General features: G+C 74.3%; 13 protein-coding genes and 1 tRNA gene. 8 read left to right on the forward strand and 6 right to left on the reverse strand.

All coding sequences use genetic code 11. From position 1 onward, the window contains the following. Positions 1 to 121: 121 nt before the first annotated feature. From ACQ3I4_RS03670 to ACQ3I4_RS03695, 6 genes are all read right to left on the reverse strand, one after another. Positions 122 to 194 (reverse strand) — tRNA-Arg (locus ACQ3I4_RS03670). 206 nt (positions 195 to 400) lie between these two features. Next, entirely contained in the window at positions 401 to 970 is a 570-nt protein-coding gene (locus ACQ3I4_RS03675) for a hypothetical protein (protein ID WP_430632832.1), read from the reverse strand. After that, complete coding sequence (locus ACQ3I4_RS03680; RefSeq protein WP_430632833.1) at positions 967 to 2,319, reverse strand: DUF58 domain-containing protein; 1,353 nt, start codon at positions 2,317 to 2,319, stop codon at positions 967 to 969. The genes ACQ3I4_RS03675 and ACQ3I4_RS03680 overlap by 4 nt, the downstream gene beginning before the upstream one ends. A 2-nt stretch (positions 2,320 to 2,321) precedes the next feature. Next, a complete protein-coding gene (locus ACQ3I4_RS03685) occupies positions 2,322 to 3,356 on the reverse strand; it encodes an AAA family ATPase (protein WP_329861013.1) in 1,035 nt (344 codons plus the stop codon). Further along, the gene (locus ACQ3I4_RS03690) at positions 3,353 to 3,865 is read right to left on the reverse strand and encodes a hypothetical protein (protein ID WP_329861012.1); all 513 of its coding nucleotides are present in this window, start codon (positions 3,863 to 3,865) and stop codon (positions 3,353 to 3,355) included. Before ACQ3I4_RS03690 ends, ACQ3I4_RS03685 begins: the two co-directional genes overlap by 4 nt. Next, a complete protein-coding gene (locus ACQ3I4_RS03695) occupies positions 3,862 to 4,581 on the reverse strand; it encodes a DUF4129 domain-containing protein (protein ID WP_329861010.1) in 720 nt (239 codons plus the stop codon). The genes ACQ3I4_RS03690 and ACQ3I4_RS03695 overlap by 4 nt, the downstream gene beginning before the upstream one ends. A gap of 118 nt (positions 4,582 to 4,699) precedes the next feature. On the opposite strand from ACQ3I4_RS03695, the gene argS reads away from it, so the two are divergent. From argS to prmC, 8 genes are all read left to right on the forward strand, one after another. Further along, the gene (gene argS / locus ACQ3I4_RS03700) at positions 4,700 to 6,343 is read left to right on the forward strand and encodes an arginine--tRNA ligase (RefSeq protein WP_430632834.1); all 1,644 of its coding nucleotides are present in this window, start codon (positions 4,700 to 4,702) and stop codon (positions 6,341 to 6,343) included. Position 6,344: 1 nt separating this feature from the next. Next, entirely contained in the window at positions 6,345 to 7,859 is a 1,515-nt protein-coding gene (locus tag ACQ3I4_RS03705) for a diaminopimelate decarboxylase family protein (protein WP_430632835.1), read from the forward strand. A gap of 6 nt (positions 7,860 to 7,865) precedes the next feature. After that, positions 7,866 to 9,173, forward strand: coding sequence for a homoserine dehydrogenase (locus ACQ3I4_RS03710; protein ID WP_329861006.1), 1,308 nt, complete (start codon positions 7,866 to 7,868; stop codon positions 9,171 to 9,173). Continuing rightward, a complete protein-coding gene (gene thrC / locus ACQ3I4_RS03715) occupies positions 9,174 to 10,274 on the forward strand; it encodes a threonine synthase (protein ID WP_430632836.1) in 1,101 nt (366 codons plus the stop codon). Positions 10,275 to 10,282: 8 nt separating this feature from the next. Then, complete coding sequence (gene thrB / locus ACQ3I4_RS03720; RefSeq protein ID WP_329861003.1) at positions 10,283 to 11,236, forward strand: homoserine kinase; 954 nt, start codon at positions 10,283 to 10,285, stop codon at positions 11,234 to 11,236. 282 nt (positions 11,237 to 11,518) lie between these two features. Beyond that, positions 11,519 to 13,555, forward strand: coding sequence for a transcription termination factor Rho (gene rho, locus ACQ3I4_RS03725; RefSeq protein WP_430632837.1), 2,037 nt, complete (start codon positions 11,519 to 11,521; stop codon positions 13,553 to 13,555). A gap of 146 nt (positions 13,556 to 13,701) precedes the next feature. Next, a complete protein-coding gene (gene prfA / locus ACQ3I4_RS03730; RefSeq protein WP_329861001.1) occupies positions 13,702 to 14,784 on the forward strand; it encodes a peptide chain release factor 1 in 1,083 nt (360 codons plus the stop codon). A 4-nt stretch (positions 14,785 to 14,788) separates the two neighbouring features. After that, on the forward strand, positions 14,789 to 15,652 hold the full coding sequence (gene prmC, locus ACQ3I4_RS03735; RefSeq protein ID WP_430632838.1) for a peptide chain release factor N(5)-glutamine methyltransferase: 864 nt from the start codon (positions 14,789 to 14,791) through the stop codon (positions 15,650 to 15,652). The last annotated feature ends 5 nt before the right edge of the window (positions 15,653 to 15,657 follow it).

Below are 15,657 nucleotides of genomic sequence, written 5' to 3' on the forward strand. Positions count from 1 at the left end.
AACACCGTTCACTTGAACGGCGTTCAGGCTACCCCGCCCGGGCCGTGTTCCACAAGGCCGGCGTGACGCGGGGACACGCAAGAAGGCCCGGTCGTCATGGACCGGGCCTTCTGTGCATCGGTGCCCTCGAAAGGATTCGAACCTTCGACCTTCCGCTCCGGAGGCGGACGCTCTATCCCCTGAGCTACGAGGGCGTGCCGGGCGCTTGCGCATCCGGCGGGGAACCTCAAAGAGCTTAGCAGCAAATCGAGCCCGGACGTCAACGCGCCCGCGGCGCCGCTCCGGCGGCGAGCAGCCGGTCTGGTCCGCGGATCCTGCGCGGTTCCGGCCGGGGAAGCCGCGTGGTCCGCACGGCTCACCGGTGGGGACGCCGCGCGGCCGGGCCGCGGAGACCGGCGTGTCACGGACCGCCGGCGCGGCGCCCGATCCGCACGGCCGCGTAGGCGGCACCCACGGCGACGAGCGCCGCGCCGAGCCCGGCCGCGGTTCCGGCGATGCCGCCCCGGGGCAGCACCCCGGCTGCGATGGCCAGGACGCCGAGGGCCTGGGCGCCCGCCTGCACGGGCCAGGCCGCGCGCAGCAGGGCGGCCAGCGCGGCCGTCGTGAAGCGGGCCGAGGCCGGAGCCGTCGAGCGGGCCCCGAGCAGCACGAGCACCGTGTGCAGGACCAGGACGACGACGGGCAGCAGCCAGCCGGGCGCGGGAGACAGCCCGAGGTACGCGGCGACGAGGAGCGCGAGCACCGGCAGGGTCGTGAGGTGGTGGGGGATCCAGACCGCGAGCGCCGCGGCGGTGCCGGCGGCCCCGAGCGAGAACGCCAGGCTCGCCCCGCCGAAGCGCGAGGCCTGGGCCAGGGCGGCCGGGACGCACACGGCGAGGAAGAGGGCGGCGGCCACGGCACCGAGCGCGGCCGAGGGCACCGTCCGGACGCCGACCGCCTCGAACGATTCCGGCACCGGCCTGCGCGTCACCGGGGGCCTCCCGGGGCGCGCATCCGTCGCACGGCCCACGCGTCCAGCGCGGCCTCGACGCCCTCGGCGGGAAGGAGGGCGATCCCGCGTTCCGCCAGGCGGGCATGGGACGCCGCCCGGGAGGCCAGGAGCAGCTCCCAGGCCGCGCGTTCCATCCCGGCCGTACCGCCGAGGTCCAGCTCCGGCAGCGTGTCCACGGCGGCGACGACGTGGCCCGTGCGGACCCACTCGGCCGCGCGTTCGCAGGCGTCCGGCTCGAGGAACGGACTCAGCAGGAACACGAGCGCGCCCGGCGGCGGTTGCGGCGGACGCTCGGGGCCCAGGGACGTGGGAGGGACCGCGAGCGTCGTGAGGCGGCGCCGGAGCAACTCGAACTGCCGGTGCCCGGCCGCGGGCGGCAGGGGCGCGGCGAAGCCGAAGGCGTCCATCATCCCGACCCGGTCGCCCGCCGCGAGGTAGCTGTGGGCGATCGTGGCCGCCGCGCTCCGGGCCCGGTGCAGGGAGGAGTCCATGCGCAGGCGCCCCGCGAGCGGCCTCGACCACGCGGCGGCATCCGCCGGCACGTCGGCCCGGGCGTCGACGGCGAGGACGACCGCGGCATCGGCCGGGGCGGCGAAGCGGCGCACGACGGGCATGCCGTCGGCGGCCGTGGAGCGGGCCGTCGCGCGCCAGTCGATGCTGCGCAGCCCGTCGCCCGCCTGCCACGTTCCGGTACCGAGGGTGTCCGTCCCACCGCCGGCGAGCGGTCCCCGGTGGTCGCCGGCGTGGGAACGCAGACGGTGGGGCAGCGCCAGGCGGCGTGCCCGCGCGGGCAGGGGACGGAGCCCGGCGACGAGGGACCCGGCGGCCCCCTCGTCCTGCAGCGCCACGAGGTCGGCCGAGGCCGTGGACACGGCGTAGCGCAGCACCTCCCTCCGGCCCGAGAGGGGCAGCGGCACCCGGAGCTCGAGCCGTTCCGTGGAGGCCGCGACGAGGCAGGACTGCCGGGCTCCCGGGCCCCGCCCCCGCAGCACCATGAGGCGCCCCGAACCGTCGCCGGCATCGCGCAGCACGGCGGTCCGCCGGCCGGCGTCGTCGACGGCGTCGGAGCCGAAGCCGAGCTCCGGGCGTCCGGGGGGCCGGGCGGCCAGGGGGCCGGTGGACATCAGCGCCAGCAGCCCGCCCAGGGCGGCGACGTCGGGACGCCCCGCGAGGACGCCCCCGACGGCGAGCGCGATCGCGGCGACGACGCCCACGCCCCAGGCCGGCGAGCGCTCGGCGGACAAAAGGGTCGCCGCGACGGGGCGGGCCGGGGCGTGGCCACGCTCGGCGGGCAGGTCCGCCTGACGCAGCACCCGTCGCAGGCCCATGATCACCCCGCCGTCGCGGGGACGGGGACCGCCTCGGCGGCGGCCCGGACGAGGGCGGCGGTGTCCAGCCCCCGCGCCCACGCCGACGGCGAGAGGACCAGCCGGTGCGCGAGCACGGGCACGGCGAGTCCCTTGACGTCCTCGGGCAGCACGTAGGCGCGGCCCTGCAGCGCGGCGGCCGCGCGCGCCACGAGCACGAGCGCCTGCGCCCCGCGCGGCGAGGCCCCGAGCTGGACGGCGTCGAGCCGGCGCGTGGCGGCGGCCAGGCGCACGGCGTAGTCCACGATGTCCGCCGCGACGGGCAGCGTGGTCAGGAGGTCCTGGAGGCGGGCGAGCCCCTGGGCGTCCAGGACCGGTTCGAGCACCGGTTCGTCGATGCCGCGGGCCAGGCGCCGGGCCACGATCTCGGCCTCGGCGGCGGGGTCCGGGTAGCCGATCGAGAGCCGGACGAGGAAGCGGTCGAGCTGGGCCTCGGGGAGGGGATAGGTCCCCTCGAACTCCACGGGGTTGGAGGTGGCGAAGACATGGAAGGGCCGCGGGAGGGCGTAGGTGGTGCCCTCGACGGAGACCTGGCCCTCCGCCATGGCCTCGAGGAGGGCCGATTGGGTCTTCGGCGAGGTGCGGTTGACCTCGTCGGCGAGCAGGAGGCCCGTGAAGACCGGTCCGCGCCGGAACTCGAAGGTCCGGGCGGCCGGGTCGTAGAGCGAGGATCCCGTGACGTCGGAGGGCAGCAGGTCGGGAGTGCACTGGAGGCGGCGGAAGGGCAGGCCGAGCGACTGGGCCAGCGACCGCGCGACGAGGGTCTTGCCGAGGCCGGGCATGTCCTCGAACAGCACGTGCCCGCCCGCGAGGACGGCGGCGAGGGCCGTCGAGAGGGCGGCGTCGGCCCCGACCACGGCCTCGGCGGCCCGGTCCAGGACGGCCCGTCCCGCGCGGGACACCTCGGAGACGCTGCCCGGCTGCCCGGAAGCACCGGTGCGCCGATCCGGGCCGCGCGCCCCGCCGTCGTCCGCCGCCCGGTGGTCCTCGTGGTTCATCGTGTTCCTTCCAGCGGGGCCGGGGCCCCGGCGTCGTAGGCGGCCAGCCAGGACCGCGCCTGCCGGGCGGCCGCGAGGGCCCGGCGCGCAGGGACGTCGCCGTCCGCTGCGAGCACCCGCAGCACCCAGGCGGCCTCCGGCCCCACCGCGTCGGGGTCCCCGGCGAGCCCCGCGGCCGTCTCGAGGGCATGGCGCAGCGGTTCCGCCGCCGCGCCATGGGACCGTACCCGCCCGGAGAGCAGGGCGAAGGCCACGCCGCGGAAGGCCTCGCTGCCGGACGCGGGGCGGGCCGCGTGCAGGGGAGCGCGCGCGGCGCCGGCCCACAGCGCCAGGAGCGAGTAGACGAAGCCCAGACAGGCCCCGGAGGCCGTGATCAGGGCCGTGTGGCCGGGATCGATCCCGGTGAAGAGGCAGTAGGCGAGGGCGAGGAAGGAGAACGACGCCGGGGCCGCCCACCCGACGCGCCCGGCACCGTCTCCTTCCGCGCCGCGGCGGCCGCTCCGGCTCACCGCTGCCGCCCCACGTGGTCCGTCAGCTCCGCCACGTCGCGGCGGGCCTGCGCCAGCTCGGCGGGCGAGATGCTTCCCTCCGGCGCCGAGCCGGCGTAGCGCGCCCGTTGGTAGAGCGCGAGCAGGCGGGCCAACGGGGCGGGAGGCACGTCGAGCGAGCGCAGGAGCGACGCGGCGTACTCGCTCGGCGTCTGCGCGGGACCGCGCGCCGAGCCGTGGGCCGCGGAGGCGTCCTCGACGGCGAGCCAGGCGGCGACCACGGCATCCGTCGAGGTGCGCGGACCGGGGGCGAGCGCGGCCGAGGCGGCCCGCAGCCCCCCGAGGACGCGCTCGCGGACCGCGCGGTCCCGGGCCTCGTCGGGCTCGTCGGGCTCCGCCGTGCCGGCCGTCCCGCCCTGCGCGCTGCCGCGCGAGGCCATCACGAGGCCCGCGACGAGGAGCAGCAGGAGCACGAACAGCGCGGTGGCGATCCCTTCCCCGAGCCCGGACACGAGCGCGGGGTCCGTCGATTCGGAGGGGGCGGGGGCGGGATCGGGTGCCGCGGAGTCGCCGAGGATCCAGTCCCAGGCCGGCAGCCGCGGCAGCTGCGGCGCGGAGTGGGTGAGCGGGCCCAGCATGCCCGCCGCCGCCACGAGGAGCGCGCCGGCGGCGAGGACGGCGGCCCGGGCGGCCCACGGGGGACCGTGGCGCGGTCGACGCGCGGCCTGCGGTTCCATGGGGCGTCCCTTCGGTGGTGCACCGGCCTCGTGGGTGCGAATATACCAAGCGGCGGGGCCCTGTGTGAGGCGGGTCATGCTGCGCCGGGGGCCGGGCGGGCACCGCTATTCTTGACGGGTGACTCCAGAACAGCTTTCCCACGCCATTTCCGCCTGCCTCTCGGACGCCGTCGCGTCCGGCGAGCTCAGCGTCGAGGTGCCGGACACGGTGCGCGTCGAGCGCCCCAAGAGCCGCGAGCACGGCGACTGGGCGACCAACATCGCCCTCCAGCTCGGCAAGCGGGCCGGAATGAACCCGCGGGAACTGGCCCGGCTGCTCTCCGAGCGCCTGCGCGCGATCCCCGGGGTGGACTCCGTCGACATCGCGGGCCCCGGCTTCCTGAACATCCGGCTCGACGCCGCCGCCGCGGGCGGGCTCGCGCGCGACATCGTCCAGGCCGGCGCCGCGTTCGGCACGGGGGATGCGCTCGCCGGGACCCACATCAACCTCGAGTTCGTCTCCGCCAATCCCACGGGACCGATCCACCTCGGCGGGACCCGCTGGGCCGCGGTCGGCGACTCCCTCGCCCGGATCTTCCAGGCCCAGGGCGCCGAGGTCACGCGCGAGTACTACTTCAACGACCACGGCGCGCAGATCGACCGCTTCGCCCGCTCCCTCCTGGCCAAGGCCCAGGGGCAGCCGACGCCCGAGGACGGCTACGCCGGGCAGTACATCGACGAGATCACCGCGCGCGTGCTCGAGATCGAACCGGACATCCTCTCCGCCGCGGATCCGCAGGAGCGCTTCCGCGCCGTCGGCGTCGAGATGATGTTCGGGGAGATCAAGGCCTCCCTGCACGACTTCGGCGTGGACTTCGACGTCTACTTCCACGAGGACTCCCTGCACCAGGGCGGCAAGGTCGAGGCCCTGCTCGAGCAGCTCAAGTCCTCCGGTAGCCTCTACTTCGACGCGGGCGCCTGGTGGCTGCGCTCCACCGACCACGGGGACGACAAGGACCGGGTCGTCATCAAGTCCGACGGCAACGCCGCCTACATCGCGGGCGACATCGCCTACATCCAGGACAAGCGCGAGCGCGGGTTCGACCTGAACATCTACATGCTCGGCGCCGACCACCACGGCTACGTGGCGCGGCTCAAGGCCGCCGCCGCCGCGCTGGGCCACGATCCGGCCTGCGTCGAGGTGATGATCGGGCAGATGGTGAACCTCGTCAAGGACGGCGTCCCGGTGCGCATGTCCAAGCGCGCGGGCACCGTCGTCACGCTCGAGGACCTCGTCGACGCGGTCGGCGTCGACGCCGCACGCTACGCGCTGACCCGCTACTCCTCGGACTCGAACATCGACATCGACCTGGACCTGCTGCAGCAGAAGACCAACGACAACCCGGTCTTCTACGTCCAGTACGCCCACGCGCGTTCCCGGGCCGCGGCGCGCAACGCGGCGGCCGCCGGCGTGGACCGCTCCGGCTTCGACGCCGCGCTGCTGACGCACGCGACGGAGAACGACCTCCTCGCCGTCCTCGCCCAGTACCCGCACCAGCTCGCAGGGGCCGCGGAACACCGCGAGCCGCACCGCGTGGCCCGCTACCTGGAGACCCTGGCCGGCGCCTACCACCGCTGGTACGGCGCGACGCGCGTCGCCCCGCTCTCCGGCGAGGAGGTCACGGACTTGAACCGGACGCGGCTCTGGCTCAATGACGCCACGACGCAGGTGCTGGCCAACGGCCTGGCCCTGCTCGGCGTCTCGGCCCCGGAGAAGATGTAGCGTGGCGGCCTCGGAGCTCGCCCCCGACTGGCTCGCCTACCCCGGCGACGTCAACGCGCTGCGCCCCGCCGAGTGGGCCGCCGGCGTCGACCGCGCCCGTGACGGCGAACTGACCGTCCAGGGCCTGCCCGTCACGGCGCTGGCCAAGGAGTTCGGGACCCCGCTGTTCGTGCTGGACGAGGACGACTTCCGCGCCCGGGCCCGCGGTTTCAAGGAGGCCTTCGACGAGGCGTTCGCGCCGCTGTGCGGGGGCGTGGACGTCTACTACGCGGGCAAGGCCTTCCTCTCCATCGAGGTGGCCCGCTGGGTCACGGAGGAGGGGCTGCGGCTCGACACGTGCTCGGGCGGCGAGCTCGCGGTGGCCCGGCGCGCCGGGGTCCCGCCGCGCAACCTCGGGCTGCACGGCAACAACAAGTCGGTCGCGGAGATCGAGGCCGCCCTCGAGCTCGGCATCGGCCGCATCGTCGTCGACAGCCTCGACGAGCTGGGCCGCGTCGCGGCCGTCGCGGCGCGCCTGGGCCGCACGGCCCCCGTCATGCTGCGCCTGACGCCCGGGGTCCACGCGCACACGCACGAGTTCATCGCGACGGCCCACGAGGACCAGAAGTTCGGCCTGTCGCTCGCCGCGGGCGCAGCGGACGACGCCGCCGCCGGCGAGGGTGCCCCGGCCGGTGGTGCCGGGGGAGCCGGGACGGGAGCGGACGGCTCCGCCCCGCCGTCGTCCGGCCCCTTCGACGCCTCGCCGGCCGCCGCCGCCGTGGCCCGCGCGCTGGCCGATCCCGCCCTCGAGCTCCTCGGGGTCCATTGCCACATCGGCTCGCAGATCTTCGAGGCCGAGGGCTTCAACCTCGCCGCCGAGCGGCTCATCGGCTTCCTCGCCGCGGTCCGCGCCCACCACGGCGTCGAGCTGGGCGAGCTCGACCTCGGCGGCGGCTACGGGATCGCCTACACCGCGGAGGACGCCCCGCGCCCGCCCGCCGAGCTCGCCGCCTCGATGGCCGACGTCGTCCGCGCCGCCACGGCACGCCACGGCCTCGCCGTGCCGCGGATCTCGATCGAGCCCGGACGGGCCATCGCCGGGCCGAGCACGTTCACGCTCTACGAGGCGGGGGTGCGCAAGACCGTCACGGTGGACACGGACTCCGGAACGGCCCGGCGCCGCTACGTCTCCGTCGACGGCGGCATGAGCGACAACGCCCGGCCCGTCCTCTACGACGCGGACTACACCGCGGTGCTCGCCTCGCGTGTGACGGATGCGGAACCGATTATTTCCCGTGTGGTTGGAAAACACTGCGAAAGCGGTGACATAGTCGTCAGGAACGTCTACCTGCCCGAGGACGTCGCCGCCGGCGACCTGCTCGCGGTGCCGGCCACCGGGGCGTACTGCTGGGCGTTGTCCAGCAACTACAACTACCTGGGCCGGCCGGCCGTGGTCGCCGTCCGCGGCGGCGCGGCGCGGACCATCATCCGCCGGGAGACGGAAGACGACCTGTTGGCCCGTGACATGGGAGCGTAGTACTTCGTGAAGACACTCAAGGTGGCGCTGCTCGGCGCCGGCAACGTCGGGTCCCAAGTGGCCCGGATCCTGCTGGACGACGCCGGGGAACTCGCCGGTCGCACGGGCGCGCGCCTTGAGCTGGCGGGGATCGCCGTGCGGGACGTCGACGCGCCGCGCGCCGTCGAACTGCCCCGGGAGCTGCTCACCACGGACGCGGAGGCGCTCGTCGACTCCGCCGACATCGTGATCGAGCTCATGGGCGGGCTCGAACCGGCCGGGACGCTGATCCGCCGGGCGATCGCCGCCGGGGCCACCGTCGTCAGCGGCAACAAGGCCCTCTTGGCCGCGCAGCTGCCCGAGCTCTCGGAGCTCGCCGACGCGGCGGGCGTCCAGCTCTCCTACGAGGCCGCCGTCGCCGGGGCCATCCCGATCCTGCGCCCTATCCGCGACAGCCTCTCCGGCGACCGCATCACCAAGGTGATGGGCATCGTCAACGGCACCACCAACTTCATCCTCGATGCCATGGACACCACGGGCGCCCAGTTCGGCGACGTCCTGGCCGAGGCGCAGCGGCTCGGCTACGCCGAGGCGGACCCGACGGCCGACGTCGAGGGGCACGACGCCGCGGCGAAGGCCGCCATCCTCGCCTCGCTGTCCTTCCACACGCGCTTCGACCTCTCCGCCGTGCACTGCGAGGGCATCACCTCGGTCACCGCCGACGACGTCGCCGCCGCCTCCGACGCGGGCATGGTCATCAAGCTCCTCGCGATCGCCGAGCGCCTCGTGGACGAGGCGGGCCACGAGGGCATCGGGGTCCGCGTGCATCCCACGCTGCTGCCGCGCAGCCACCCGCTGGCCGCCGTCCACGGCGCGTTCAACGCCGTCTTCGTCGAGGCGGAGAACGCCGGCGAGCTCATGTTCTACGGCCAGGGCGCCGGCGGTTCGCCGACCGCCTCGGCCGTGCTCGGCGACGTCGTGAGCGCCGCCCGCCGGGTCGTCGTCGGCGGCAGGGGACGCACGGAGACGACCTCCGGCGCCCTGGCCGCGCTGCCGATCGAGCAGGCGACGACGAGCTACGCGATCAGCCTGGACGTCTCGGACGAGACCGGCGTCCTCGCCTCGATCGCCTCGATCTTCGCCCGGCACGGCGTGTCCATCGAGACCATGCGCCAGTCGACCCATCCGGACACCGCGGCCGAGAAGGGCTTCGCGACGCTGCGCTTCGTCACGCACACCGGGCGCGAGTCGGCCCTCGCGGCGACCGTGAAGGACATCGCCGCGCTCCCCGTCGTCCAGAAGATCACGTCCGTCCTGCGAGTCGAAGGAAACTAAGTGGCCCATCAGTGGCGCGGAGTCATCCGCGAATACGCTTCCCGCCTGCCCGTCACCGAATCGACGCGGGTGGTCACCCTCGGCGAGGGCGGCACGCCGCTCGTGCACGCCCCGGCGCTGTCGGAGCTGACCGGTTCCGAGGTGTACCTCAAGGTCGAGGGCATGAACCCGACCGGCTCCTTCAAGGACCGCGGCATGACCATGGCCATCACGGCCGCCGTGGAGGCCGGGGCGCAGGCCGTCGTCTGCGCCTCCACCGGCAACACCTCGGCGTCCGCCGCCGCCTACGCGACCCAGGCCGGCATCAAGTGCGCCGTCCTCGTGCCGGACGGCAAGATCGCCCTCGGCAAGCTGTCCCAGGCGATCGCGCACGGGGCCGAGCTGCTTCAGGTCGACGGGAACTTCGACAACTGCCTCGAGGTGGCCCGCAAGCTCAGCGAGAACTACCCGGTGTTCCTCGTGAACTCCGTCAACCCCGCGCGGATCGAGGGGCAGAAGACGGGGGCGTTCGAGGTCGTGGACTTCCTCGGCGACGCCCCCGACTACCACCTCCTGCCCGTCGGCAACGCCGGGAACATCACGGCGTACTGGAAGGGATACAAGGAGTACTCCGAGCCGTACGAGTCAGCGACGGCGGGCACCCTGGGACCCGTGTCGACCCAGCGTCCCGCCATGTGGGGCTTCCAGGCGGCCGGCGCGGCGCCGATCGTCGCGGGCCACCCGATCACCGAGCCGGACACCATCGCGACCGCGATCCGGATCGGCAACCCGGCCTCGTGGCAGCAGGCCGAGGCCGCGCGCGACGAGTCCGGCGGGCTGATCGAGGCCGTCACCGACGAGGAGATCCTCGAGGCCCACCGCTGGCTCTCCTCCCGCGAGGGCGTCTTCGTCGAGCCCGCCTCGGCGGCCGGCGTCGCCGGGCTGCTCAAGCACCACGCGGCCGGAACGGCGCCGAGCGGCAAGACGATCGTCATCACCGTCACGGGCCACGGACTCAAGGACCCGCAGTGGGCCCTGCGCAACGCCGACGGTTCCGACGTGACGCCGACGAAGGTCGGATTCGACGTCGTCGCCGTCGCCGACGCACTCGGCCTGGCGTAGGCGGCCCGGTGGGGGAGCAGACCGCGGTCGCCCCGGGGCAGCGGATCACCGTCACCGTCCCGGCCACGAGCGCCAACCTCGGGCCGGGCTTCGACGCCCTCGGGCTCGCCGTTGGCCTCTTCGACACGCTCGAGGTCGAGACGACAGACGAGCCGCGCACGGTCGTCGAGGTCTCGGGCGAGGGCGAGGACGTTCTGCCCCGGGACGAGACGCACCTCGTCGCGAGGATCCTGCGCGGGCGCTGGGCGGCGCTCGGCGCCGAGCCGTCCGGGCTGCGCCTGCGTGCCGTGAACCGGATTCCGCACGGGCGGGGACTCGGTTCCTCCGCCGCCGCCGTCGTGTCCGGCCTGCTCGCGGCCGACGCGCTCCTGCCCGAACCGCTGCGCGCCCGCGCCGGAGGCCTCGCGGGGGTCTTCGCCGAGGCGACGCGGATCGAGGGCCACCCCGACAACGTCGCGCCCGCCCTGCACGGCGGGCTCGTGCTGAGCTACGAGCCCGGGGGCGGGCCGGCCCGGGCCGTGGACCTGGACCTGGCCGCCGGCATCGTCCCCGTCGTCGCCGTGCCCGACGTCGAGCTGTCCACCCACCGCGCGCGCTCGCTGTTGCCCGCCTCGGTCCCGCACTCCCACGCGGCGGCGAACTCCGCGCGCGTCGGCCTCCTGGTCGCCGCGCTGGGGGGCCGGCCGTCGCTCCTGCTGGACGCGACCGAGGACTACCTCCACCAGGGCTTCCGCGCCGAGGCCATGCCGGACAGCGCCCGCCTCATCGCCGCGTTGCGCGCCGAGGGCGCCGCCGCCGTCGTCTCCGGAGCCGGGCCGACCGTCCTGGCCTTCGCCGACGGGCCGGGCGACGCGGAGCGGATCGGCGGGCTCATCGCCGCGGCCACGGCGGGATCAGCCGTTCGCTGGCGTGTCCTGATGCCCGGCGTGGACCGCGACGGTGCTAAGGTAGAGGTGCACTAGCGGCCATATCGGCCGGAGCCCGCACACCGGAGGTGGCATTCCACCCGCCCGGCGGCCGGCACCGTCCACCGCACATCGTGCATATCGAGCTTCCACCCAGGTGGTCCCCCGTATGCCGTGCATCATCGTGGCCGCGTGCGGCCTTCCATCCTGCCGTCCCTGTTCCATGGGGCAGGAGGCCGCATCACCGTGTCGCCGTCCCGCATCTGACGCGGGACCGGCTGTCAATAGTCCGCGGGCCGCTCTGAATCCGGTCCGCCCGACGAGGGGGAAGGAACCTTCGTGACCGAAACCACCAGCCTGGATCCAGGCGTGGAAACCAGCACCGCACCCAAGAGCGCCGGATTGTCCGGGCTCAAGCTGGCCCAGCTGCAGGCGCTCGCCTCCCAGCTCGGCATCACCGGCGGGTCGCGGATGCGCAAGGGCGACCTCGTCGCCGCCATCTCCAACCACCAGCGTGGAGGCGCCGTCGCCGACCGCGGCGCCAAGGCCAATCAGGAGCAGGCCCCCGTGGCCTCCGCCGCGGCGCCCGCGTCCCAGGGCGAGCCCGCCCAGGAGCAGCCGTCCCGCGAACAGGGTGGCAAGGAGCAGGGCGAGGCCCGGGCCCCGCGCACGCGTTCGCGCAACCGCCGCGCCTCGAGCGACTCCGTCGCCGCCGGGTCCGCCGAGCAGGACGCGGCCCCCGCGCAGCAGGAGGCCCCGGCGTCGGACTCCGGCTCCGGCGAGCAGCCCTCCGGGCGCCGTTCCCGCGGACGCCGCGCCGAGGCCCAGCAGGGTCCGGCCGCCGAGTCCGCCTCCGACGCGCAGGGCGCCGGCTCCGGCCAGGACGCCCCGGCTGATTCCGGCTCCGAGCAGGGCCGGAACGAGTCCGCGCGCGGCGAGAACGAGCAGCAGGAGCGCGGCGGACGCAACCGCCGCAACCGCAACCGACGCGGCGAGGGCGAGCAGCAGGAGCAGGGCGGCAACGAGCAGCGCGAGCAGGGCCAGCGCGAGCAGCAGGGCCAGCGCGAGAACCAGCGGGACAACGAGCAGCAGGACCGCTCGGGCCGCAACCGCCGCAACCGGAACGACCGCAACGAGCGCAACCGCAACGACCGCAACGAGCGGCGCAATCGCCGCGGCCGCAACCAGCCGGACGTCGACGACACCGAGGTGACCGAGGACGACGTGCTGCTGCCCGTCGCCGGCATCCTCGACGTCCTCGAGAACTACGCGTTCGTGCGCACCTCCGGCTACCTGCCCGGCCCGAACGACGTCTACGTGTCCCTGAACCAGGTCAAGAAGCACAACCTGCGCAAGGGCGACGCCGTCGTCGGCGCCATCCGCGCCCCGCGCGACGGCGAGAGCACCGCGAACCAGCGCCAGAAGTTCAACGCCCTCGTCAAGCTGACCTCCATCAACGGCAAGCCCGCCGAGGAGAACGGCCGGGACCGCGTCGAGTTCAACAAGCTCGTCCCGCTCTACCCGTCCGAGCGCCTGCGCCTCGAGACCGACCCGAAGAAGGTCGGACCGCGCGTGATCGACCTCGTCGCCCCGATCGGCAAGGGCCAGCGCGGCCTGATCGTCTCGCCCCCGAAGGCCGGCAAGACGCTCATCCTCCAGTCGATCGCCAACGCGATCACCATCAACAACCCCGAGGTCCACCTCATGATGGTGCTCGTGGACGAGCGTCCCGAGGAAGTCACCGACATGCAGCGCACGGTCAAGGGCGAGGTCATCGCCTCGACCTTCGACCGCCCGGCCGACGACCACACCACGGTCGCCGAGCTCGCGATCGAGCGCGCCAAGCGCCTCGTGGAGATGGGCATGGACGTCGTCGTGCTGCTGGACTCGATGACCCGCCTGGGCCGCGCCTACAACCTCAGCGCGCCGGCGTCGGGCCGCATCCTCTCCGGCGGCGTCGACTCCTCGGCCCTGTACCCGCCGAAGCGCTTCTTCGGCGCCGCCCGCAACATCGAGAACGGCGGCTCGCTGACCATCCTGGCCACCGCGCTCGTCGAGACCGGGTCCAAGATGGACGAGGTCATCTTCGAGGAGTTCAAGGGCACGGGCAACATGGAGCTGCGCCTGTCCCGCCAGCTGGCGGACAAGCGCATCTTCCCGGCCGTGGACGTCAACAGCTCCGGCACGCGCCGCGAGGAGAACCTGCTCTCGGCCGACGAGGTCAAGATCATGTGGCGCCTGCGCCGCGTGCTCTCCGGCCTCGAACAGCAGCAGGCCCTCGAGCTGCTCACCAGCAAGATCCGCGAGACCCAGTCCAACGCGGAGTTCCTCATGCTCGTGGGCAAGACGACGCTCGCGTCCAAGTCGGAGAACTAGCTGCCCCAACGCCCGGACCCGTCACCGCCTCCCCGGCGGGACGGGCCGGGCGTTGAGCCGTTAACGCCCGGTTCCGGGCGCCCCACGCCCCCCGCCGGGCGTTCCCCTTACCCTTGAAGCAGCCGTAGCGAAGGAAGTTGACCACCATGTTCGAGTCCGTCCAGGGCCTTCTCGACGAATACGCCGAGCTGCAGGCCCGGCTGAGCGATCCGGCCGTCTACCAGGACCAGGCGATGGCCCGCAAGCTCGGCCGGCGCAGCGCCGAGCTCGGCGGGATCGTCGACGCCCACAAGCGCTGGCGCCAGCTCAGCGACGACCTCGAGGCGGCCCGGCTCATGGCCGACGAGGACCCCGAGTTCGCGGCGGAGGCCGAGGAGATCGAGGCCCAGCTGCCCGCCGCCCAGGAGAAGCTGCGCCGCCTCCTGATCCCGCGGGACCCCAACGACGCGCGCAACGTGATCCTCGAGGTCAAGGGCGGCGAGGGCGGCGACGAGGCCGCGCTCTTCGCCGCGGACCTGCTGCGGATGTACACGCGCTATGCGGAGTCCAAGGGCTGGAAGACGGAGATGATCTCCTTCAACGAGTCCGACCTCGGCGGCTACAAGGACGCCCAGGTCGCGATCAAGGGATCCTCGAACGACCCTGCGGACGGCGTGTTCGCGCACTTGAAGTTCGAGGGCGGCGTGCACCGCGTCCAGCGCGTGCCCGTCACCGAGTCGCAGGGGCGCATCCACACCTCCGCCGCCGGCGTCCTGGTCCTGCCCGAGGTCGACGAGCCCGAGGAGGTCGAGATCCACGCTAACGACCTGAAGATCGACGTCTACCGCTCCTCGGGGCCGGGCGGGCAGTCCGTGAACACGACCGACTCGGCCGTGCGCATCACGCACCTGCCGACGGGGATCGTCGTGGCCATGCAGAACGAGAAGTCCCAGCTGCAGAACCGCGAAGCGGCCATGCGCGTGCTCCGCTCCCGGCTCCTGGCCCACCAGCAGGAGCAGATCGACGCCGAGAACTCCGAGGCCCGCAAGTCGCAGGTGCGCACGATGGACCGCTCCGAGCGCATCCGCACCTACAACTACCCGGAGAACCGGATCGCCGACCACCGCACGGGCTACAAGTCCTACAACCTCGACGCCGTGATGAACGGGGACCTCGAGGCGGTCATCCAGTCCTGCATCGAGGCGGACGAGCAGTCTCGCCTCGAGGCGCTCGGCGACGAGCAGCAGTAGGGCCGTGGCAGCAACGGAGCGGGACCTGGCCGGCGCCCTCGCCGACGCCGTGAAGCGGCTGCGGGCCGCGGGCGTCCCCACCCCACGCGTCGACGCCGAGCTCCTCGCCGCCCACGCGGCCGGGGTGGGCCGCGGCCGGCTCCAGGCGCTCGCCCTCGCCGGCGCGCCCGAGCCCGAGGGCTTCGCCGGGCTCGTCGCCGAGCGCTGCGCGCGCGTGCCCCTGCAGCACCTGACCGGAACGGCGTACTTCCGCCACCTCGAGCTCGCGGTGGGCCCCGGCGTCTTCGTCCCCCGACCGGAGACCGAGGAGGTCGCCCGGCTCGCGATCGAGGCCGCGCTCGAGCGGAGGGCCCCCGGCGGCGTGGTGCGCGTCGTGGACCTCGGGACCGGCTCGGGCGCCCTCGCCGCCGCGGTCGCGAGCGAGGTCGACGGCGCGGAGGTGCACGCCGTCGAGCTCAGTCCGCTCGCCCTGGCCTGGGCCGAGCGGAACCTCGCCCCGCACGGCGTCCACCTCGTGCAGGGGGACCTGCGCACGGCGTTCGAGGAACTGGACGGGACCGTCGACGTCGTCGTCAGCAATCCCCCCTACATCCCGGCCGGCGCGGTTCCCGTCGACCCCGAGGTCAGGGACCACGATCCCGAGCTGGCGCTCTACGGCGGCGGCGCGTCCGGGCTCGAGCTGCCGGCCGCCGTCGAACGATCGGCCGCCCGCCTCCTGCGGCCCGGCGGCTACGTGGTCATGGAACACGCCGAGGTGCAGGACCTCTCCGCGCGGGCCCTCTTCGAGGACGCCGGCTGCTGGGAGTCCGTCCTGGGCCACCGGGACCTGGCCGGACGGGCGCGCGCGACGTCGGCGGTTCTGCGCTGACATGG

It is taken from the genome of Zafaria sp. Z1313 (assembly GCF_050563205.1).
GTDB lineage: Bacteria > Actinomycetota > Actinomycetes > Actinomycetales > Micrococcaceae > JAZDCJ01.